17 protein-coding genes and 1 pseudogene are annotated in these 22,402 nt (G+C 57.7%); 10 read left to right on the top strand and 8 right to left on the bottom strand.

Annotated features, from left to right (window positions below; all coding sequences use genetic code 11):
* Positions 1-131: 131 nt before the first annotated feature.
* Positions 132-1,106: a phosphatase PAP2 family protein gene (locus tag ACR0AO_RS15430; protein ID WP_480605121.1), complete on the top strand. Its 975-nt coding sequence runs from the start codon at positions 132-134 to the stop codon at positions 1,104-1,106.
* On the opposite strand, the gene ACR0AO_RS15435 is transcribed toward ACR0AO_RS15430, so the two are convergent.
* Together ACR0AO_RS15435 and ACR0AO_RS15440 are read right to left on the bottom strand one after the other, a co-directional pair.
* Positions 1,090-1,515, bottom strand: coding sequence for a GlcG/HbpS family heme-binding protein (locus ACR0AO_RS15435; protein ID WP_480605124.1), 426 nt, complete (start codon positions 1,513-1,515; stop codon positions 1,090-1,092). The two genes, ACR0AO_RS15430 and ACR0AO_RS15435, sit on opposite strands and share 17 nt — an antisense overlap.
* Positions 1,516-1,580: 65 nt before the next feature.
* Positions 1,581-3,725: a malate synthase G gene (locus ACR0AO_RS15440; RefSeq protein WP_480605127.1), complete on the bottom strand. Its 2,145-nt coding sequence runs from the start codon at positions 3,723-3,725 to the stop codon at positions 1,581-1,583.
* Between the two features lie 221 nt (positions 3,726-3,946).
* On the opposite strand from ACR0AO_RS15440, the gene pepN reads away from it, so the two are divergent.
* From pepN to ACR0AO_RS15455, 3 genes are all read left to right on the top strand, one after another.
* Positions 3,947-6,553 (top strand): aminopeptidase N, encoded by a 2,607-nt coding sequence (pepN, locus tag ACR0AO_RS15445; RefSeq protein WP_480605129.1) that lies wholly within the window; start codon positions 3,947-3,949, stop codon positions 6,551-6,553.
* Positions 6,550-7,002 (top strand): hypothetical protein, encoded by a 453-nt coding sequence (locus ACR0AO_RS15450; protein WP_480605131.1) that lies wholly within the window; start codon positions 6,550-6,552, stop codon positions 7,000-7,002. The genes pepN and ACR0AO_RS15450 overlap by 4 nt, the downstream gene beginning before the upstream one ends.
* A 135-nt stretch (positions 7,003-7,137) precedes the next feature.
* On the top strand, positions 7,138-8,400 hold the full coding sequence (locus tag ACR0AO_RS15455) for a hypothetical protein (RefSeq protein ID WP_480605133.1): 1,263 nt from the start codon (positions 7,138-7,140) through the stop codon (positions 8,398-8,400).
* A gap of 175 nt (positions 8,401-8,575) precedes the next feature.
* Here the strand turns inward: ACR0AO_RS15455 and ACR0AO_RS15460 are convergent, their stop codons facing one another.
* On the bottom strand, positions 8,576-8,722 hold the full coding sequence (locus tag ACR0AO_RS15460; protein ID WP_480605135.1) for a hypothetical protein: 147 nt from the start codon (positions 8,720-8,722) through the stop codon (positions 8,576-8,578).
* 135 nt (positions 8,723-8,857) lie between these two features.
* Between ACR0AO_RS15460 and gatB the strand changes: the two genes are divergently transcribed.
* Both gatB and dapB read left to right on the top strand, forming a co-directional pair.
* Positions 8,858-10,369: an Asp-tRNA(Asn)/Glu-tRNA(Gln) amidotransferase subunit GatB gene (gene gatB, locus ACR0AO_RS15465; RefSeq protein WP_480605137.1), complete on the top strand. Its 1,512-nt coding sequence runs from the start codon at positions 8,858-8,860 to the stop codon at positions 10,367-10,369.
* 433 nt (positions 10,370-10,802) lie between these two features.
* Positions 10,803-11,603 carry a 4-hydroxy-tetrahydrodipicolinate reductase gene (dapB, locus tag ACR0AO_RS15470; RefSeq protein WP_480605139.1) on the top strand — a complete coding sequence of 267 codons (801 nt, stop codon included), beginning with the start codon at positions 10,803-10,805 and terminating at the stop codon, positions 11,601-11,603.
* 171 nt (positions 11,604-11,774) lie between these two features.
* Here dapB and ACR0AO_RS15475 read toward each other — a convergent pair whose 3' ends face one another.
* Positions 11,775-12,893: an asparaginase gene (locus tag ACR0AO_RS15475; protein ID WP_480605141.1), complete on the bottom strand. Its 1,119-nt coding sequence runs from the start codon at positions 12,891-12,893 to the stop codon at positions 11,775-11,777.
* Positions 12,883-14,256 carry an MFS transporter gene (locus tag ACR0AO_RS15480; protein WP_480605143.1) on the bottom strand — a complete coding sequence of 458 codons (1,374 nt, stop codon included), beginning with the start codon at positions 14,254-14,256 and terminating at the stop codon, positions 12,883-12,885. The genes ACR0AO_RS15475 and ACR0AO_RS15480 overlap by 11 nt, the downstream gene beginning before the upstream one ends.
* Positions 14,257-14,455: 199 nt before the next feature.
* On the opposite strand from ACR0AO_RS15480, the gene ACR0AO_RS15485 reads away from it, so the two are divergent.
* Positions 14,456-14,884, top strand: a complete 429-nt coding sequence (locus tag ACR0AO_RS15485) for a DUF4177 domain-containing protein (RefSeq protein ID WP_480605145.1) — start codon at positions 14,456-14,458, stop codon at positions 14,882-14,884.
* A gap of 500 nt (positions 14,885-15,384) precedes the next feature.
* Here ACR0AO_RS15485 and ACR0AO_RS15490 read toward each other — a convergent pair whose 3' ends face one another.
* Positions 15,385-16,713 (bottom strand): tetratricopeptide repeat protein, encoded by a 1,329-nt coding sequence (locus ACR0AO_RS15490; protein WP_480605146.1) that lies wholly within the window; start codon positions 16,711-16,713, stop codon positions 15,385-15,387.
* 144 nt (positions 16,714-16,857) lie between these two features.
* Between ACR0AO_RS15490 and ACR0AO_RS15495 the strand changes: the two genes are divergently transcribed.
* Together ACR0AO_RS15495 and gntH are read left to right on the top strand one after the other, a co-directional pair.
* Positions 16,858-17,166 carry a hypothetical protein gene (locus tag ACR0AO_RS15495; RefSeq protein ID WP_480496469.1) on the top strand — a complete coding sequence of 103 codons (309 nt, stop codon included), beginning with the start codon at positions 16,858-16,860 and terminating at the stop codon, positions 17,164-17,166.
* Between the two features lie 4 nt (positions 17,167-17,170).
* Positions 17,171-18,625, top strand: coding sequence for a guanitoxin biosynthesis MBL fold metallo-hydrolase GntH (gene gntH, locus ACR0AO_RS15500; protein ID WP_480496467.1), 1,455 nt, complete (start codon positions 17,171-17,173; stop codon positions 18,623-18,625).
* 46 nt (positions 18,626-18,671) lie between these two features.
* On the opposite strand, the gene ACR0AO_RS15505 is transcribed toward gntH, so the two are convergent.
* Both ACR0AO_RS15505 and ACR0AO_RS15510 read right to left on the bottom strand, forming a co-directional pair.
* Positions 18,672-18,863 (bottom strand): hypothetical protein, encoded by a 192-nt coding sequence (locus tag ACR0AO_RS15505; protein WP_480496465.1) that lies wholly within the window; start codon positions 18,861-18,863, stop codon positions 18,672-18,674.
* Positions 18,864-18,873: 10 nt separating this feature from the next.
* Positions 18,874-19,002 (bottom strand): annotated as a pseudogene (locus tag ACR0AO_RS15510) (ATP-binding protein); the annotation flags it as partial.
* 167 nt (positions 19,003-19,169) lie between these two features.
* On the opposite strand from ACR0AO_RS15510, the gene ACR0AO_RS15515 reads away from it, so the two are divergent.
* Complete coding sequence (locus ACR0AO_RS15515; protein ID WP_480605148.1) at positions 19,170-22,394, top strand: AAA family ATPase; 3,225 nt, start codon at positions 19,170-19,172, stop codon at positions 22,392-22,394.
* Positions 22,395-22,402 lie beyond the last annotated feature (8 nt).

Below are 22,402 nucleotides of genomic sequence, written 5' to 3' on the forward strand. Positions count from 1 at the left end.
GCACTCCGCCCACATTTCGTGATTTCGACAGTACACATCTCTGATTTCTCAACAATCCCGCACGCACGCCACAAATTGGACACAAAACTCTCCCAAACAACAAATCTGATCCCTAATTCGGTCGAGGCGGCATGAGCGACGCGTCACATTGTTCCAACGCAACTTTTTCGCGCCGGCCTCTCGGGTTTGCGTTGCTGGCCAATGAAGCCCTGCTTTTGATCCTGCTGATTGCTACCGCTCTTCTTTGCGTTGCCATTTCGACAATTTACTCGAAGCCAGTTGATTGGAGCGGCTTCGGCACCGGCGCGGCTTCCGCAGCAGCCCTCTTCGCGGCAGGACTATATGCCAGAATCCGAAAGAACCGGGAAAATCTCGCCCATCTGGCCATTGCGAACAGCATCTATCTGGGCTTTACCTGTTTCACGACACTTCTGATATTCCTTCGCTTTCCGACGCATGACCTAAGCGTTGATCTGACATTGACGAGAATTGACTCTCTGTTGGGTTACAACTGGCCTGCTTTCGTGGAATTTTTTGCGGGGTATCCTCTGCTCTCCCGGATTTTGGGTTTGGTCTATGCCAGTTCTTTGGCACAGCTTATTATTCTGGTGGCATATCTGGCCCTGACCGGACGAATTCTCCTATTGCATCGAACTTTGCTTGCCGGAAGCATCAGCTTGCTGTTGACGACAATGATCTGGTGGGTTGCACCGAGTGTTGGGCCATCGGCGCTTTTTGAACTCTCGGATCGAACGGTCCAGGCGACGGGTCTGGTGACCAACAACGATTATGGCGCTTATCTGAGGCTTTTGGTGGATCAGGGGCTGCAAGTAGTCAGTCCAGAGAACATCGTGGGCGCGATCGCGTTTCCTTCGTATCACACCGTCATGGCACTTCTGGTGGTCTGGTATCTCAGGGGTACGTGTTTGTTTTTTCCGGCGCTGACTCTCAATACCTTGATGATACCCGCAATCCTGATGCACGGCGGGCACCATCTGACAGACGTCATTGGCGGAATCGTGACCTTTTCCATAGCCGCGGTTTTAGCCGGAAGGATTGCACCAAACACCTCCAGCCCGCAGCCGGAAATCAGATCTCTCCGGTAAGACCCGTTGCCTCGATCCCGGCCATCGCGGCGGCGGCATCGTTTTCCGATGTATCACCGGTCACGCCGACGGCGCCGACCACGGCACCCTTCTTATCACGCACCAGAACACCACCGGGCACCGGGATCACCTGACCGCCATAGACCCCGTTCACCGCCGCCATGAAATAAGCCTGCCCCTCGGCCCGCTGCATCTGCGCCGTTCCCGCCATGCCCAGCATCACCGAGCCGTATGCTTTGCCGTGCGCAATCGCGAACCGGCCTGGCGCGGCCCCGTCTTCGCGTTCGAAAGCGATGACATGCCCTCCGGCATCCAGAACAACGACCGAAAGGGGCTTGAGTTCCATCTCATGCCCCTTTTCCAAAGCCTTCCGAATAATCGTGCGTGCGCGCCGCAAAGATATGGGCATGTCTGTTCCTCTCCGTCTGGTTGCCAGAAACCGAAGAGCAACGCGCTCCGGTCACAGGAACATCCTTAACGCAAGCGAGCCTTCAATTCCAAGCGCCGCGCGTGCAGCACCGGTTCGGTATAGCCCGAAGGCTGCTCACGTCCCTTGAACACCAGATCACAGGCCGCCTGAAAGGCGACCCCGTCAAAGCCGGGGGCCATGGGCCGGTACCCAGCGTCATCCGCGTTCTGCCCATCCACCACTGCGGCCATCTTGCGCATCGCAGCCATCACATCCTGCCCCGAAACGATGCCATGATGCAGCCAGTTGGCGATGTGCTGAGCCGAAATCCGGCACGTTGCGCGATCCTCCATCAGACCGACATTGTTAATGTCCGGCACCTTGGAACAACCGACCCCCTGATCGATCCAGCGAACGACATATCCCAGAATTCCCTGCGCGTTGTTTTCCACTTCACGGCGGATCTGATCTGGCGACCATTTGCGGAAGGCGGCCAGCGGGATGTCGAGGATACCGTCCACATGCGCACGGCGGCCACCGGCCTTCAGCGAATTCTGCACCGCGAACACATCCACCTTGTGATAGTGTATCGCATGCAGCGTCGCTGCCGTCGGGCTGGGCACCCAGGCGCAAGTCGCGCCCGCCTTCGGGTGTTCGATCTTGGTCTCCAGCATGGCTGCCATGCGGTCGGGCATGGCCCACATGCCCTTGCCGATCTGCGCGCGGCCCTGCAATCCGCATTCCAGACCGACATCGACATTCAGGTTCTCATAGGCCCCGATCCACGCCTTGCGCTTGATGAAGTCCTTGCGGCTGAACGGACCGGCCTCCATCGAGGTGTGGATTTCGTCGCCGGTCCGGTCGAGAAAACCGGTATTGACAAAGGCCACCCGCGATTTCGCGGCGCGAATGCACTCTTTGAGATTGACCGAGGTGCGCCGTTCCTCGTCCATGATTCCGATCTTTACGGTATTGCGCGGCAAGCCCAGAATGTCCTCGACCATATCGAAGGTTTCGACCGCAAAGGCCACTTCTTCGGGGCCGTGCATCTTGGGCTTGACCACATAGACCGAACCATGAACCGAATTGCCGCCTTCACGCTCAAGGTCATGCTTGGCAATCAGGACGGTGATCAGCGCGTCCATCAGCCCTTCGAAAATTTCCCGACCGTCGCCATCCAGAACGGCCGGGTTGGTCATCAGGTGACCCACATTGCGCACCAGCATCAGCGCGCGCCCTTTCAACGCCGCCGCCGTGCCCGAAGGTGTGGTGTAAGCCTTGTCTGCGACCAGCCGCCGGGTAAATGCCTTGCCGCCTTTGCTGACCTCCTCGGTCAGATCGCCCTTCATCAGGCCAAGCCAGTTGGAATAGGCCAGAACCTTGTCCTCGGCATCGACGCAGGCGACGGAATCCTCGCAATCCATGATCGCCGAGACCGCGCTTTCCAGACGGACATCGGCCAGGCAGGCCTGATCGCGGCTTCCGATCGGATGCGCGCGGTCAAAGACCAGTTCCACATGCAAACCATTGTTGCGCAGCAGAACCGAATCCGGCGCCCTGGGATCGCCCGTGTAGCCCGCGAATTTCCCGGGTTGCTCCAGCGGCAGGTCATCAACAAGCAGCGCACCGTCCTTGATGTGATAACGCCGCGCATCCGCATGGCTGGTGCCCACAACCGGAAACGCATCGTCCAGAAACACCCGTGCCCAGGCCACGACCCGCGCGCCGCGCCCCCTGTCATAGCCGCCTGTTGGCGGCAGGCTGCCCAGCGCGTCAGTGCCATAGAGACTGTCGTAAAGGCTGCCCCAGCGGGCATTTGCCGCGTTTAGGGCATAGCGGGCATTGGTGATCGGGACCACAAGCTGCGGCCCCGGAATTGTTGCGATTTCGGGGTCTACGTTTGCGGTTTCAACACCGAACTCATCGCCTTCAGGCAGCAGATATCCGATTTTGGTCAGAAACGCCTTGTAGGCTTCGTGATCATGCACACGATCGCGGTGCTCGATGTGCCAGGCATCGATCCTGGCCTGCAGATCATCGCGCTTGGCCAAAAGCGAGCGGTTTTTGGGCGTCAACTCACCCACCATCCGCGCCAACCCCGCCCAAAAGGCGTCCTCCGAGACGCCGCTCTCCGGCAAGGCCCGCGTTTCGATGAACTCCACCAGCTCCGCAGCCACCTGCAGCCCGCTCCGGTCCAGCCTGTCACTCATGATATAGCCCCATATAGCCCCGCAATTGTGTGCAACTGTATGCAGTGCGTAACTAGCCCAGCCTTTTGCCTCCGGCAACTGCCAAAAAAACGGGATCGTTCCGAACGGGCAGACGGATCTTTCGACCGGTGTTCAAGTCAGCGGCCAATCCGTCCGGTGCTTGCAGCCCGACGACGAACCGTCATAGGGTCGGCGCGCAGTCAACCGACACGAGGCAAAAGATGCGCGACGCCGCCCCGACCACGATTCACCTCATGGATTACACGCCGTTCGGTTTCGTGATCGACGATGTCCACCTGACCTTCCGGCTGCACCCGACCAAGACCCTGGTCACGTCACGCATCCGGTTTCGGCCCAACCCGGAAACCGACAATCGCGACTTCCGCCTGAACGGCGAGAATATGTCCCTGCGATGGGCAAGGATCGACGGGCAGGATTGGAAACCTCACATCCAGGACGGCATTCTGACAGCCACCCCGCCCGATCCCCAGGCGCCCTTCGTGTGGGAAGCCGAGGTCGAGATCAACCCGAGCGGCAACACCGCGCTCGAAGGGCTCTACATGTCCAACGGCATGTACTGCACCCAATGCGAGGCCGAAGGGTTTCGCAAGATCACCTATTATCCCGACCGACCCGACGTGATGGCGCCCTTCAGCGTGAGAATCGAAAGCGGCCAGCCGTTTACTTTTTCCAATGGCGAAACCCTGCCTGCAGACGGGCCGCATCCGGTTTTACTGTCCAACGGCAATCCCGCTGGCAAGGGCGATGGCTGGGCCGAATGGAACGATCCGTGGCCCAAACCCGCCTATCTGTTTGCCCTCGTGGCGGGCGATCTGGTGGCCCATCCCGACCGCTTCACTACCCGCTCGGGCCGTGAGGTCGAACTGAACCTTTACGTCCGTCCCGGCGACGAAGGTAAATGCGCCTTCGGCATGGAAGCCCTGAAGAAATCTATGCGCTGGGACGAAGAGGTCTATGGCCGCGAATACGATCTGGACGTGTTCAACATCGTCGCCGTCGATGACTTCAACATGGGTGCGATGGAAAACAAGGGGTTGAATATCTTCAACTCGTCCTGCGTTCTGGCCAGCCCCGAGACCTCGACTGACACCAATTTCGAGCGGATCGAAGCGATCATCGCGCATGAGTATTTCCACAACTGGACCGGCAACCGCATCACCTGCCGCGACTGGTTTCAGTTGTGCCTGAAAGAGGGGCTGACGGTGTTCCGTGACGCCCAGTTCACCTCGGATATGCGCTCGGCCCCGGTCAAGCGCATCCATGATGTGATCGACCTGCGCGCACGCCAGTTCCCCGAGGATAACGGGCCGCTGTCCCACCCCGTGCGCCCCGAAAGCTTTCAGGAAATCAACAATTTCTATACCGCCACCGTTTACGAGAAGGGCGCCGAAGTCATCGCCATGCTCAGACGCCTTGTGGGCGATGATGCCTATGCAAAGGCGCTGGACCTCTATTTCGACCGGCACGACGGCCAGGCCTGTACCATCGAGAACTGGTTGAAGGTTTTCGAGGACACCACCGGCCGTGACCTGAGCCAGTTCAAACGCTGGTATTCGCAGGCCGGGACGCCCCGCGTGAAAGTCGAAGAAGGCTGGGCCGACGGCACCTATACACTGACGCTCAGCCAGTCGACCCCGCCGACGCCGGGGCAACCCGACAAGAAACCGCAGGTGATCCCCGTTGCATTGGGATTGCTGGGACAGAATGGCGACGAGGTGCAGGGAACCGAGATTCTGGAACTGACCGGAGAGAGACAGAGCTTCACGTTTAAAGGGCTGCCCGGCAAGCCAATCCCGTCGATCCTGCGCGGATTCTCGGCGCCGGTTATCCTTGAGCGCGAAAGCACGCCCGCAGAACGCGCCTTTCTGCTGGCCCATGACACCGACCCGTTCAACCGATGGGATGCCGGACGGTCGTTGGCGCAGGAAACGCTGTTGGGCATGATTTCCCGGGACGAAACGCCTGATGCCGACTATCTGGACGGGATGCTGGCGGTGCTGCGCGACGACGAGCTCGACCCGGCCTATCGCGCATTGATGCTGGGCTTGCCGACACAATCGGAACTGGCCGCCGCCCTGCATGAACGCGGCATCACGCCCGATCCGATGGCGATCTGGACCGCCGTCGAGACATTGCGGCAGGCCACCGCGCAACACCTGCAAGATCTGTTGCCGCGCATCCACAGCCAGTCACAGGTCGACGCCCCTTATCGCCCCGATGCAGAGCAGTCGGGCAAGCGTGCGTTGGGAAGTGCCGTTCTGGCATTGATCTCCCGTCTGGACGGCGGCGCACAGGCGGCATCGGAATACGCAAGGGCCGACAACATGACACTGCAACTGTCGTCGCTGTCGCACCTGCTGAAAGCGGGCAAGGGAGATGCGGAACTCGCCGCGTTTTACGAGCAATGGAAAGATGACCGGTTGGTCATCGACAAGTGGTTTGCGCTGCAGGTGTCCCTGGCCACCCCCGACCGCACCGCCGATACTGCCGGGCGTCTGACGGAACATGCCGACTTCAACTGGAAAAACCCGAACCGTTTCCGTGCCCTGATGGGATCTCTGGCGATGAACCACGCCGGTTTTCACCACGAATGCGGGGCATCCTACAGGTTGCTGGCGGACTGGCTGATCCGGCTTGATCCGATCAATCCGCAAACCACGGCGCGCATGTGTTCGGCCTTTCAGACATGGAGGCGCTATGACGCCGACCGTCAGACCCGGATGAGGACGGAACTGACCCGTATTTCGGCCAGCCCGGACCTGTCCCGCGACACCAGCGAAATGGTGTCGCGTATTCTTGGGGCGTGACTTCGTTGACCGATCCCGATGCGAACACGTTCGAGTTCACCCGCCACAACCGCAGCCAGCGCGCGGTCGCCATCCTGATCTTGATCTATGGCGGCCTGATTGCCCTTATCATCCTGTTCCAGGCCGCCTGGTGGCTGATGGCCCTGCTGGCGCTGCCCACCCTGCCGGCGCTGTGGGACCTGGTGGCCAATACACGTGCGGGCATGAGCCTTGATGACACCGAACTCCGCTGGTTCACCGGCCGCCGCGGCGGCAGTTTGCCGCTTGCAGAAATCGAGTATTTCCGCCTTGATACCCGCTGGGATTTCTCGGTACGCGTGTCGGCCTGCCTGACTTCGGGCAAACGCGTTCGCCTGCCGGACGAGGCGATGCCGGCGCACCGGGATCTGGAAAATACGCTGCTTGCCCGCGGCATCCGCACCGAACGCCACCACTTCCGCGTGCTCTGACGCCCGCCAAGACACGCCCTTCGCCGCCATTTTAATAACAATGCCGTGTTTCGCCGGGCGCCCGTCATGTTTCTGCCGTATTGCAAAGCCAGACAATGGAGAGTGTTTACGAGTAACTTCCTAGTGGATGTAATAATGTTTGAGATTGCACAGAGATTTACTTCTCTCCTTCCCGGCTGGCGTGGATTCGGCCGCTCAACCCAGAACACAAGCTGGAAATTCCCCGAAGACCGAACCGGCACGCCGGAACAGCGCCTGTTCATTCCGGTTGCCACGCGCAGCGCCGATGATCTGGCCGGAAGCGAGAACCTTGATCGGGGCCGCGATCTGGCCCGGCAGGACCTTTGGGAACAACTGGCGCAGGAGATCGCCGAGGCAGACGCAGCGCGCGCCAAGGCTCCCGGCGGGACACCCATTACGGAATTGCTGGCCTATGGAGCCAGATCGGATGTCATTTTGGCAGTTGAACATGGCTTGTCCGAAAGCGTCGCAGCCGACGACACCTCATTGATCGGCGGGATCTCCGATCTGGAGGCCGTATTGAAGGAAAACGGCAACGATCCGATGATCGGTCTGGTGGTGGCGCAGGCCCATATCGACATAGCTTGGGCCTGGCGCGGCACCGGATGGGAGGCAACCCTGCCCCAGATCAACCGTGAACGCTGTGCCGCGCATTTCGACAGGGCGCACGTGCTGTTGTCAAAATGTCTGGCCGCCGCCCCCAACAGCCCGGCGGTCCTGTCAGCCTGTTGCGCGCTTCTGGCCGGCCGCAGGGCCCCCACCTTCAAGGTCGCGGATCAATATGAAAAACTGATCGTGCTCGACCCCGACAATCACCGCCACATGCGGGCGATGGGCAACCATCTGCTGCCACGATGGTTCGGAAGTTATGACGAGTTGGAACTCGAAGCGCGCCGCACCGCGTCCAATACCCAGACGCAATGGGGCGCGGGGGGATATACGTGGGTTCAGTTCGACGCCATAGCGCTTGACGAAAGGGCCTGCGCCCGCGTCGATGTCGATTTCTTCGTCGACGGGCTGCGCGACATCGTAGAACACCGTCCGGATCAGGAAATGATCAACATTCTGGCCGCCTATTGCACGCTTACTCTGCAAAACGGCCTGGGTCTGAACGAAGAGGCCGACCTTGCGCGGGTTCGCATCGCCGACGCCGCCAACTGGCTGATCCGCGAACACCTGACCGAGTTGCATCCGCTGATCTGGGCCCATGCTGCGGACGGGTTCAACAACAGTGCGCGCATCAATTCTCCCGCCCGGTTCGCCGCGCGCGGCTACCGGCAGGCGCTGGAGGTCATCGCAACCTTGTTCCGCGACGAATTGCGCGGCGGGCAGAAGATTACCTTTACACCAACGGGCCCGCAATTCGGTACGCAATAGCGCGCCGCACGGTCACATGGAAACCGATGATTTCAGGCTTTCAGCCTGACGGTTCCAGGCAGGTCGCGGCATGAATGCAGAAGTGCCCGGTCAAGGCCTGACGAACGCGCAGGAACAGATAGGCCTCTGCCACATCCCACGCGTGGTTCGGGGGCCATCTGGTTCTTTCGCGCTCTCAAACCGCGATACGCTTGCCGTGACAGACCGCATCGGCAAAGCAAAGTAACGCGCCGTTCAAACCGTCGTCACAAACAAGACAGAAATGCAGGACGATCCATGTGGTTTTCCACGCGGTCTGCAACAGGGCGGCATCACCGACCATTCATTCAAATCCACCGTTTCCAGACTGGCGGCTCAATCAGGGTTGAGATCAAGTGCGATTTGCCATTGCCCCTTGCCCCTTGCGCCTGCCGGGCCTAATACGCAGGCTTAGACTTCTGCGGATATGAGGCGCGCCATGCTCGACCTGACCTACGAAATGCCCAAACCCAAAACCATTGCCGGTGCCAAGCACGATTGGGAACTGGTGATCGGGATGGAGGTGCACGCTCAGGTCTCGTCCAATGCCAAGCTGTTCTCGGGCGCATCGACCCAATTCGGAGCCGAGCCGAATTCGAACGTGGCCTTCGTGGACGCGGCGATGCCGGGTATGCTGCCGGTGATCAACGAATTCTGCGTGGAACAGGCAGTTCGCACCGGGCTGGGATTGAAGGCCGACATCAACCTGAAATCGGCTTTTGACCGCAAGAACTACTTCTACCCCGACCTGCCACAGGGCTATCAGATTTCCCAGCTGTATCACCCCATCGTGGGCGAAGGCGAAGTGCTGGTCGAGATGGGCGACGGTACCGCGCGCAAGGTGCGGATCGAGCGTATTCACATGGAACAGGACGCGGGCAAATCGATCCACGACATGGACCCGAATATGTCCTTTGTCGACCTGAACCGCACCGGTGTCTGCCTGATGGAGATCGTCAGCCGCCCCGATATTCGCGGGCCGGAAGAGGCCGCCGCCTATATCGCCAAGCTGCGCCAGATCATGCGCTATCTGGGCACCTGCGACGGCAACATGCAGAACGGCAACCTGCGGGCGGATGTGAACGTGTCGATCTGTCGTCCCGGTGCTTATGAGAAGTATCAGGAAACACAGGACTTTTCGCATCTCGGTACCCGCTGCGAGATCAAGAACATGAACTCGATGCGGTTCATCCAGCAGGCCATTGAGGTCGAAGCCCGCCGCCAGATCGCCATCGTCGAAGGTGGCGGCAAGGTTGAGCAGGAAACCCGTCTCTATGACCCGGACAAGGGCGAGACCCGCTCGATGCGGTCCAAGGAAGAAGCGCATGACTACCGCTATTTCCCCGACCCTGATCTGCTGCCGCTTGAGATCGAGCAGGCATGGGTGGATGACATCGCCGCCAAGTTGCCGGAACTGCCGGACGACAAGAAGGCACGGTTCATCAGCGAATTCAGCCTGACCGACTATGACGCCTCGGTGCTGACTGCCGAAGTTGAATCGGCTGCATACTTTGAAGAGGTCGCAAAAGGCCGCAACGGCAAGCTGGCCGCGAATTGGGTGATCAACGAACTGTTCGGCCGCCTGAAGAAAGAAGACCACGACATCACCGAGTCTCCGGTTTCTCCCGTGCAGCTGGGCGGGATCATCGACCTGATCGCCTCGGACGCGATCTCGGGCAAGATCGCCAAGGACCTGTTCGAGATCGTCTATACCGAAGGCGGCGACCCGGCGCAGATCGTCGAAGAACGCGGCATGAAACAGGTCACCGACACCGGCGCTATCGAGGCAGCACTGGACGAGATCATCGCCGCCAATCCGGCGCAGGTCGAAAAGGCCAAGGTGAACCCGAAACTGGCGGGCTGGTTCGTGGGTCAGGTCATGAAGGCCACCGGCGGCAAGGCCAACCCCAAGGCGGTGAACCAACTGGTCGCGGCCAAGCTGGGCCTCTGAACTGTCCGAATTGTACGGGTTTTGACAGGGGTCTTGTGCGAATTGTACATCTTGGAAAGGGCACCTGATTGGGTGCCCTTTGTCATGAGTTCTGCAAGTGGCGCAATTCCCGTCCTGATTTGGCACAGTTTGCGAGTTGAGCATAATTTTGCTGCCGAAAAACTGTTCGTGGGATTCAGCTGCGAAACCGATTATCCGATTTCAACGAAGCAGAGAAAGCAGCCGCTCGACTATCTGCATTGATGAGCTTGATCCGACCGGTAGCCGTTTTTTATTTCTGATCTGAAATAACATGGAAACATGATACACTTCCTTTGACCGAGTTGGACCACTTTGGATACGGAGCAAAATTCGGGCTCTCAACACAATGACAACAGACCGGAGATTTTTCGCCCGCTGTTCCTGTGATCCCGACTAGCAGGGGGAGGCCAAAATGACTGGGATTGGACTTTATGGTGTCGCAGGACACATGGGGGTCACGATTGTCAGGGCCATCAGCGAAAACGATGCTTGCGAACTCTCCGGCGGCTGCGAAAAGGCCGGATCACCCAAAATTGGACAGGATATCGGAACCCTATCCGGTCTTCCGCCGCTTGGAATCGAGGTGACAGATGACGCGGGCAAGCTATGCGATGTTTCCGATGTGATTGTCGACTACAGCGCGGCATCGGCGACAGTGGCGCTGCTGCCGGTTGCGATCGAAAGAAAAACGCCGGTTCTGATTTGCACCACCGGATTCAGCGAAGAGCAGATTGCCGCTATTGAAAATGCGGGCCGGTCGATTCCTGTTCTGGTTGGTGCGAACATGAGCGTTTCGGTGATCGCAATGTACCAGCTGGTCAAACTGGCCGCTCAATTGCTGGGGGAAGATTTTGACATCGAGATCTTTGATTTTCATCCGTGGGACAAATTGGATGCGCCTTCGGGAACTGCCATAGAACTTGCGGAATATGCCGCCGAAGGCCGTGGCGTTAAGCTGTCGGAGGTGATGGTGCCTGCGCGATTTGGGGACACGGAAAATCCAATACGCGGAAGGATCGGTTTTTCGTCTGCGCGCGGGGGATTTGTGAATTGCGAAAACACCGTCTTTTTCGCCGGTCCCGGACAGCGGCTCGAAATTATCAGCCGGGTCACCGATTACAGTGCATTTGCGGGCGCAACGTTGGACGGTGCAATATGGATATCCAGGCAAAGCCCCGGATATTACAGCATGGACGATATGCTGCAATCCTGATCCCGATTTTCAGCGTTGCCAGCTCGAAAACCCGGCAATCAACCAATGCCCACTCCGGGTTCAAAGTTCAGGTTCGCCAAGAATTTATTCCAATGCTGCCGACGTCTTTGAAAACTTGCAGCATTTGCCGCGAAGGGCTGACCGATGGGGTCCCTTTTTAGTCAGGTCGCATCATCCCCCCTCGAACAACTCTGCCAACGCCGCCCTGTCCGATCCGTGATGCAGCATCCCCAGCATCAGCAAAAGGCGGGCCTTGGTGGAGGGGAGGTCTCCGGCGAGGATGCAGCCCGCTTTCTGCAGGGTCGCGCCGCCGCCCTGATCGCCATAGATCGGCTCGACACTGCCATGATAGACGCGGGTGGCGATGACGACGGGCAGGCCCCTGGACAAGGCATATTCGATGGCCTTGAACATGGCCGCGTTCACGTTTCCTGCACCGACGCCCTCGACCACCAGCCCCTTGGCGCCGCTGTCGACCGCATAGCGCAGCAGGCGGCCGTCGGAGCCGGCATAGGCCTTGATGATCGGGACGTCGGGAAAGCTTTGCGGTATCGGATCGGGAAGCTGCAGGCGGGTTCGGTGCACGCGGTCGTTGAGGCGCTGCACATCGGTGCCGAAGACATAGCCCAGATAACCCTTTTCACCGGAATTGAAGGTCTGGACATTGGTGGTCTGGGTCTTGCGCACGTGGCGGGCGGAGTTGACATAGCGGTTGAGCGTCACGGTCACGCCCCAGTTCGCGGCCTGGGCCGACAGCACCTGGGCGGTGGCGGCATAGATGTTTCCCGGGCCGTCGGGGTTGGGGCTGGAGGCGTCGTTCATCGCCCCGGTGAACACCACCGGCTTGTCGCTGATCAGCGTGATATCGGTGAAATAGGCGCCATCGGCCATTGTGTCGGTGCCGTGGGTGACGACGGCCCCGACAATGTCGCCGCGTGCCAGGACGAAGTCCAGATCGGCGCTGAGTTTGGCCCAGATCGCCGGGGTCATCTGCGAAGAATCGATGTTGGAAACCTGCAGTACGCCGATATTGGCAAGCTTGGACAGGCCAGGTACGGCGGCGACCAGATCGCTGGCCGAAACCGCCGGAACCGCGCCGCCGGTCTTGGGGTCGGTGCGTTCGGCAATGGTGCCGCCGGTGGCCAGAATCGCCACGTTCGGCAGGTCGGGGTTACGGGAAGCGAAGTCGAGCTTTGGACCGTTGTCCTGAGCTAGCGAAAGGCCCGGTGTCAGGCCAAGCAACAGGGCTGTTGCCAGTGCCAGCAACAGGCCGAATATGTCAGTTTTCACTGTTGTCCCCTTCCCTTTGATCCTTCGGGCGCTCAATGCTCAGGTGACTGTAGAGCAGCACCGCCAGCGCAAATCCGGCGGTAGCCCAGAACACCGCCGGAAAGCTGCCGGTGGTGGCATAGACGGTGCTGCACACCGCCATGCCCAGCGTGCCGCCCAAAAGCTGGCTGCTGAGCACGATCCCGCCCGCCTGCCCCTGCATCCCCGGCGGCACCGACATCATCACCGCACGTTGCGGCGGCACGAACAGGAACGACACCGCCGCCCCCGACAGCAGCAGCCCGACGAGGATCAGGGCGTGGCTGTCCAGCCCCATACCCAGCGCCACCGCCGCGATGCCCAGCGCCGTGCCCAGCACGCCCAGCAGGGATGGGCCTCGGGTTCCGAACCGGTCGGCGGCCTTGCCCGCGAAGGGGGCCGTGATCATCGGCGGCACGACGGCCGGCAACAAGGCCACCCCGGCCATCAGCGGCGACAGGCCCATCGCCTCTTGAAAATACATCGCGCCGAAGACAAAGCTGGCGATCTTAACATATTGGGCCAGAAACACGATCAGGTTCGAGGCGGCGAAGGTGGAGTTTGAAAATAGCCGGACAGCGATCAGCGGGGGGGTGAATTTCAGCTCGGCCGGGATCAGCAGCGCCAGCAACACCAGCCCAAGACCCAGCGGCAGAATCACGTCGGCACGGGTCCAGCCGCGCTCGGGCCCTTCCATGATGGCGAAGACGGTGAGGGTCAGACCGCCCACCATCAGCAGCAGGCCGCGCCAGTCGAACCGTTCCTCCGGCGCGTGGGAGGGGTCGCGCCAGAATTTCCACGTCACCGCCGCTACGATCAGAACGATCGGCGGGTTGATCCAGAAAATCCAGCGCCACGACAGGTATTCGGTCAGCAGCCCGCCCACCACTGGCCCCAACGCCAGAAAAGTGGTGCCAATGGATCCGTAGATGCCCAGCGCCATGCCGCGTTCGCCCTCGTCGAAGGACATCGAGACCAACACCAGCGACAGGGGAAAAATCACCGCGGCGCCCACGCCTTGCGTCATCCGCGCCAGTATCAGCACCGTTTCGTTGCCCGCCAGCCCGGCCACCGCCGAGGAGAGGCCGAAAAGCAGCAGCCCCACAACCACCAGGACCCGTGTGCCCAGAATGTCGCCCAGCCGTCCCGCCGCCCCGGCCAGCGCCGCCAGTGTCAGCAGATAGATGTTCACCACCCAATGCGCGCCAAGTGCGGTCAGGCCAATCTCGGCCTGGATGGTCGGCAGAGCCACGCCCACAACGGTTTCGTCCAGCAGGATGACCCCGAGGATCACGCCCATCGCGCCCAGAATCCACCAGCGTGTGTTGTCTTTCCCTTTTGTCAAAGATCAGGTCCTGAAAGCTTGGATCAAATTGCCGAAACGTCCGGACATTAAGCCCGGTCGTGTGGGGACGCGTCAAGTTGGCGGGATTTGGCCCTTGCGACGGCGGATTTCCCGCCGACGTCCCCGAGCCGGAGTCAGCCCTCTGGTCTTTTGGCCATAGGTTGCAGTAGGCTGCGCGCAATAAACCAAAGGCGCGAGCATGATCCGATACGAATACAAGGTGGTTCCGGCCCCGCAAAAAGGCACCAAGGCCAAGGGTGTCAAGACGGCCGAAGGGCGGTTTGCCCTGTCGATACAACAGTCCCTCAACGCCTTGGGGGCCGAAGGATGGGAATACCTTCGGGCCGAGCTGCTGCCCAGCGAGGAGCGTACCGGCCTGACCGGAAGCACGGTGAACTGGCGCAACGTGCTGGTCTTTCGCAGGCCGGTCACGGCCGAAGGCGAGGCGCCATCAACGCCCGCCAAAATACCGGAAAACACCCCCGAGGGCATCCCGCTGGCCCGCCCGGTTCCGGGACCCGACGCGGTCGCCGCCCCGGCCCCGATTTCCGAAAAGCCGTCGGACCCGCCGCTGTCGTTGAAGGGGGTGGGCGAGATACCTGAGCCGGAAAAGGTGAAAAAGATCTGAGGGCGTATTGGGAAAAGGTACTGCTGCGGCGGGTTGAGGCGAACCCATACGGATTATTTCTGAGCGACTTGGAAGCCGTGGATGTAGCTGGCAGGTCTCAGCCCCAGACAGACGGAATGGTCCGGCCTCGAAATTGCGGAAGCTAACCTTCGCTGCATGTCAGTGCGCTGGAAGGTAGGCGGACGGAGCCGACTTTTGCTCACGCCGCTTTTGCTGACGCAGAAACCCCTCGCAGGCGCGACACGCCATTTGTTGCATCGTAGAGGATTTCTCATTTGCGGTCATTCATCGGCGCAAAATTCGGCCTAATCCAAATCGCTCTTTCGCCGCAGCTTTGGTCGACACACGAGGAGCGGACAAAATTGCCGTTCGCAGCAAAATGTTCCGATGACTGCCTTCCGGGTTCATTGACATTACTTGGGTACGAATGTGTGTGTTGGTGGTAAAACACACTTTGCACTCGTGAGCCAGTTTTCGGTCACGGCTTAAATGGGTTTTTCTTAGAAACGCCATCCCGCATCTGTTAAGGCTGAAATCACCTCGTCCGACAAATCTGGGCTGGAGTAAAACGCACCTAGAACCAAATCTGGCCTGAACTCTGGCCAGGACTGCTTCAGTTGAGTCAGTGTTTCCTCTGCTTCATTGGTCTCATCCAACCTCTGATAGGCGGCAGCCAAGTAAACCAAAGAGAGAGCGCTGACAGGGTCACCATTGTCACTCGCAAATTCCAGAGAAGAGATTGCCTCCCTGAACTCTCCGATGTGAAAGCTGGCAACTGCGTGAATGTTCCTGTGTGCAAACCGATGGCTCCCAATTTCTCGCTGATGGCTTGGGTCACTGACTTCATACGCTTCTTCAAAACGACCCAGAACCAGCAATATCAGGCCGCGAAAGTCCAGAACATTTCCGTCTTTGGGGCGAAGCAACTGGGCGAGCGCTGAATATTCCAATGCACTGTCATGGTCGCCTTTGACATATGACATCCATGCCAACGCGGATTGGCTCCAGCCGTTTGATGGCGCAATGTCCACCGCTTTCTGTGCCATTTCTTCTGAATTCAGTATCAGTGCGTCACGCTCTTCCCCGGCTCGCGATAGGAGAGCCCGGGTTCCCAGGCTGTGGGCCAGTCCGGCATATCCACAGTAGAAATCGGGGGCTTCTTTAATAGCCATCCTGAAAATGTCGCCGGCCAGGATTTGGTTCTCGATACTAGCGACAGGAAACAGCAGGCCCCGGGCCTGATCGCAATAGTTTGATGCCTGTACCGCCGCGGGTGACTTGCCGGACAAAGCTTGTCGTTCAAGCGTGCGCGCAGGCGTCTGTGAGTTAATTTCAACAGTCAACTCTGAGGGTTGGCCCCAGTGGTAAACGAATGCCATGATCGAAATAGCGACAACAGGAACGCTGATTAGCCAATACAGTTTCGGCCTGACGACCGCTTGAACAATCTGAGGCGCTGCGCTTGTATCCGAGCAGTCCTCGAACCAGGGCGCGTACCCGCCACTATCGATATGAATGCGCAGATCGTCCTTGGCACCAATTGTTTCGTAGTAGAGCCGAAGTTTCCGCCGGAGCCGTCCGGCGTCTACGCGAACAACGTTAATGTGACTGTCTTCGCCAGCAAAACTCTTGAAGTAGACATCCTGAGCAATTGTTTTGCCAAGAATAGCTTCTGACCTGCCTTCTATGGCCTCTTCTACTACGTAGTTCAGGAAGTTCCGTAGGCGTTCCGCCTTGGCGAAGGTGTCACTGGCCAACACGCGTTCCAACGCCTCCCTTACGCGGGTCGCATGCTGTTCCGGATCAAGTGTCAGATCTTGCTCAGCCATCTCACAATTCAAGTTTTGCTGTGTTTTCAGATCAATACTGCCGCCTGACCAATCGGATGTCACCCTAATTTCACGGTGTTTCCCTTCCGCGATACGCCTTGTGCTCTCAAGCTCGTGCTCAGAGAGGAACCAGGTGGCCGGACAATGACAGACGTCAGTTTACTAGAACTCACTTTCCCTGACCAAATCAATCGCATCCGCCACATGCGAAAGACTCATCATGGATTTGAGACGCTTTGCCAGGATTTCGAGCTGCTCTCTGCCGAGTTGGAGAGACCGGAGGAGGTCAATAGAACAACTCCGGCATGTCTGATCGACCCTGTCACCGAAAGCCTTGACGGCCTGGCTGAAGAGATCGCCGAACATCTCTCTCGGGGCATCCAATCAGAAATCATCCCGAAATCAATTTCAGAAGTGGCCCCCATATTCACAAAGGCTCGAACAAAGGACTGAAGATATGCTGCAAGATAGATGGAAGAAATCGATTAAGTCACTCGGCGCACTCGCCGCCGCGGCGACATTGTTCGCTACGAGTGCGCTCGGTCAGGCTCCTCCAGTACAGGAGCCCTCATCACAGGAAGATATTGCCGCTGCGTTAGGCGGCGGTGTTCCAATGGGGCGCTGGAAAGAGGGTTTGACTTTTGAAGGCATCTCGCCGCAACCGTGGTTGAAAAGCGCGGCAAACTGGTTCCCGCGCACCGAAGATGTTCAGCCCAATGAGATGCGGATCATCTTCATGGGATCGGCCCCGTTCATTCGTCCCGGACAGATGAACACTGCCATTCTTGTCGAACTGGGCAACGGCAAGATTTTCATGTTCGACATTGGCGAGGGCTCACCTGCAAATATCATTGCCAGTGGGTATGCATTGAATGAAATAACTGACGTGTTCATTACCCACTTGCACGTGGACCACTTTGGCGGTTTGCCATACCTGTGGATGTTCGGAACCTGGGCCGGCGGATGGCATGAGCAGCTGACGGTGCATGGTCCATCGGGCCGAACCGAAGAATACGGTACAGCGACGATGGTCCAAGGCATGAAAATGATGACCGGTTGGCACCGGGATGCGTTTAGCGTGTTTCCGGTTGGCAAAGGCTGGGACATCATCGTCAACGAATTCGATTTCCGCGACAATGGTGGCGTGATCTATGACGAAGACGGGGTGAAAGTCACCCACTGGCAGCGAAGCCATGCCAAGGATGGTGCATCCGGATATCGATTGGACTGGAATGGCTTGTGCTTCATCTGGACGGGTGACGGCCGCCCCAACATGATCGACATACCCTTCGCCAAAGGCTGTGATGTCTTTGTCACCGAACAGCAGCAGGAAATCATCGAAATCTCATCTGGTGTTCAAGGCGTGCCGCCATTCCTGGGACGTTATACAGTCGATACTCATCACACACCCAGCTATGCCGCTGGCTACATTGCCAATCTGGTTCAGCCCCGACTTCTGATGAATACGCACATGAGCTATGATCCCTATCAGATTGAGGAGACCGTTGCGGAGATCCGCGAGCATTGGAAAGGTCCCTATCACTTTGGTGCGCCTGACGGCATCGTGGTCAACGTAACAAAAGATCAGATATGGGTGCGTGAAGGTATTCTGCCACGGTTCCCAAACTCACGGGCGCCGCAGTTTGACTTCAGCAATGGCCAGCTTGTGGTGCCGCATCCTCCGCATCAGCGCGTGGACATTCAGGAGCCTTATGTGCGCGAAATGGAAATCGACCCAAAGCTGTACTACCCCGAAGGATACCACCCCGAGCTGCTGACCGAATGGCCAGTTGACGGCGATCTTGTTGTTCCTTTGGATGCTCTTCCGGATAACTTGAAAGAGAGCATGGGCGCAGCGTGGCGCCATCGTGAAGCCAACCGCAAAGTGCTGGAAGAACAAAGCGACAATTAAATCGCGACGGCAATCAAACCGGCCATCCAAATCGCCGGGTGGCCGGTCACCTTTTCCAAATCACCGCAGGAGGGATGAAGTCTTGTTGATCGTACTTGGTCTCTATTTTGGAATAGTCTGGCTGGTCTTCTCCAAGTTCCAACTTCTCCCCTGGAACGGGATCTGGAAAACTCTGGTGTTGATTTTCGCTGAGAACTGACCCGGTATTTTCACCGAGATTTGATCCGGCTTTGCTCATGTATCGGTGTCTATGCTTTGGTCAATGTCGGCGTCTCCTTTCTTGTTTTCTTTGCAGATTCTGAGCTGGCTTTGAAGCGGTAGCTGTCATTGCCTGTTTCCAGGATGTGGCAGCGGTGTGTGAGCCGGTCGAGCAATGCGGCCGCAAAAATTTTCGAACAACATCTGCAATCCGAACTTTCGGGTAGAAAGCGACCGCGAAATCCACTGATTTCACCTGAAAACCCTCGAATCGGTTGTTGTGATTGGTCAAGTTACAAGAAGGGTTTGATTTGTGTTAATGTAGTTTCATCCACCGAGGTTTCCGATGCCGCAGCGGGTGCATAACTTTCTCAGCGAGCTTGGGCTCACCGAATACAACGAGGCCTTTCGCGAGCAAGGCGTTGATTACGATCTACTTGGCGATTTGACCGCCGACGATTTGCGTGAGTTGGGGATAGAAAAGCTTGGCCACCGTAAACGCATCTTGGCTGCGGCAGCGCAGATTGAAACTAAGTTGGATCGCGAGGCGCCAGTCAGGAGGCGCCTACTGACCTTGATGTTTGCTGATTTGGTCGACTCAACGGCGCTGTCAACACAGATAACTTTGGAAGATTATCACGCCCATATCCGCAGTTTTCAGAATGCCGCCAAAAGCACGGTCGAACAGTACGGTGGCTATGTCGCAAAGTATTTCGGTGACGGCGTGTTGGCATATTTTGGCTATCCCCAAAGTCATGAAGACGATGCAGATCGTGCCATTCGAGCGGGCTGGGAATTGGTCAAATTGGTTTCGGACCTACCCGGTTCACCAGAAGGCATTACTGTGGCAGCCCGTGTCGGCATTGAAACAGGGCCAGTGGTTATTGGAGAGGTCGTTGGTGAAGGTACTGCCAGCGAACACAGCGCTTTGGGATCCACACCAAATCTTGCGGCACGCTTGCAGTCTGTAGCTTCCCCAAGTTGCGTGGTTGTTGGCCCGGCAAGCCGACGCCTCGCAGATGGCAATGCGCATTTCGAAAGTCTTGGGCCACATACTCTGAAAGGCTTCGAGGATCCGGTTCTCGTTTGGAAGGTAACCGCCATTGCCAGATCGCGAGACCGTTTAGATCGACAAAAAGGCAACCTGACACCTCTCATCGGACGCCGCCAAGAGTTGAACGCTTTGACTTCTGCGCTAACGCGTATGCGTGTGGGTGCCTCAATGGCGGTGAATGTGATCGGTGAAGCCGGGATTGGAAAGTCGAGACTTGTTCGTGAATTTTTTGATAATTCTGGGGGAACATTTACCAGTCTAAAGGGTCAATGCAGCCCCCATGGAGGGTCCACTGCTTTCCACCCATTTATCGAATTGGTCCGTGAGTATGTAGCGGATAGAAAACGGGAAGGCCTCTCGCCAGAAGACGGGTTTACCCAGATTGGGCTGGATCGCAAACGCCACGTGCCCTATTTGCTACTGCTCATCGGAAATAAAAAAGTTGATCAATCGCAAGTCGATCCAGAATTGGTTGGACCCCGCACACATGAAGCCCTGATCGAACTGGTGGTTTCTCATGGGCGGACGTCTCCAACGGTTCTGTTTCTCAACGATCTGCATTGGGCCGACGAAAGATCGGTAAGTGTTATCAATCACCTGATCCGCAAAGCTGATAGGCCTGGCGTCCTGGTTCTAACTTGTTACAGACCGGACTTTGAGGCGACGTGGCTCAACGCCCCGGGGGTTGAGAATATCAACCTGATCCCCTTGGATCGAGAACAGTCAGCTCTGCTGCTTCGCGAATGCGTGGCCTTAGAAGCAGAAACTCGTGATTTTAGCGATCTTGTTACGCGCGCTGGAGGCAATCCTCTTTTCCTGGAGGAACTTGCACGTCACGTTTTGGGCGCTTACGAGAGTTTGGAAACTGAAACCGGGGCTTCTATTCCCGATACCCTTGCAGGTCTCTTGATGCACAGGGTCGATGCGCTTTCTCCCGGTGCGCGCCGCGTCACGGAAATGGCGTCAGTTCTTGGCCGCGAAGCGGAAATCTCGTTACTTGGAGACAATTTGCAGACAGAATTCGATGCAATTGGTGGGCAGGGTATTCTGGAGCCCTCGCCACAGAATGCAAACAAAGTGCGCTTCCACCACGCACTCGTTCAACAGGTGATATATGAAAGCTTGCTTTCTGATGACCGACGTATGCTTCATCTGGAGGTGGCACAGAGAATTGAAGATAAGCACGCCGACAACCTGGCCGAGGTGGCGGAGACCCTTGCGCATCATTTCGAAGCTGCCGGCGAATACAAATCCACCGCTCGTTTCGCCTATTTAGCAGGTTGCAAGGCGCTTGACCTTTTTGCATTGCGCGACGCCGAAATGTGGTTTGGAAAATGCTTGGACCTGACGATGAATCAAACCGGGGATGAGGCGACATTACTCCTGGCTCGGACTGTTGTGAATCAGACGCAGGTTCTTTGCTGGAATGGAGATTTTGCAGCGATGACCAAGCTGGCAAAAAGCCACTTGCCGCGCATACAAACTCTTGGTGAAATTGAAGAAGTTTCGCGATCACTAACGTGGATTGGTGAAGGCTATCTACATGCCGGACGTTTCAAGGACGCGGCTAAATCGTTTGATTCTGCTCTGCACATTGGCCGCCAACTTGGAGATGAAAGTTGCGTCGGTTATTCGCTTGGGCTGACCCTGTGGTTGGACTGTATCGTTGCAGAAGGCGAGTGGTACTCCAAGTTGGTGTCTCAGGCAGACGTTGTGCAAGCGGCTGGCGAACAACTTGGAGATCGCTATCTAAAAACGTTGGCTTATTATGGACGGTGGTGCCACGCGATACAGATCGGAAAAGTAAGTGTCGCGGTAGAAATCGCTCAATCATTGTTTGAGATGGGCGATCACGACAGCTATCCGCCAGCTGAGTGCTGGGGTGCCTGTCTCCTTGCAGTCAGCCATGCGATGGCTGGGAACAAGATTGAAGCGTTCCAATTTGCGCGCACCGGGATGGAAAGTGCTGCGAGCGGTTTTGACCGGCTTATGTCCGAGCTTGCTTTAGGAATGACGCACGTGGCGCTGGGTGAACCAGAACAAGGCCTGGAGCGCCTTGCTAAGGCGCCGTGGCGCAGTGAGCAGATCGGCGCATTCTACTTTGCTTATGCCGGAGACGCCGCGTATGGCTCCGCGTTGATCCAGACAGGGCGAACTGATGAAGGGATCAAATGGCTTGAGACCGGCATTAGCCATTTTGAGGGCTGCGGAAACCTTCGTGGCGCCTGTATTTCAAGATTGGAGCTTCTGAAATACATTGCCACAACAAAGCACTTGTCGGCAGCGCGAAAAATCCTGCTGGAAATTCATGTCAACGCAGCCAATTTGGAAATGGATGGGCTCCACTCGGAAGCAATTGGAATTGTTGCCGAAATGGAGCTACAAGCGAAGCAACCTGAAAAGGCGCTTCAGCTCATTGAACTTGGAATTCAAATTTGTGTTCCGCTAAGCTGGCCAACTCTGGAGCAGAGCCTAAACCACACCGCACTACGGATAAAAAATGCGTCTGAGATCTAACCGTTCTG

Source organism: Ruegeria sp. AF8 (assembly GCF_056541825.1).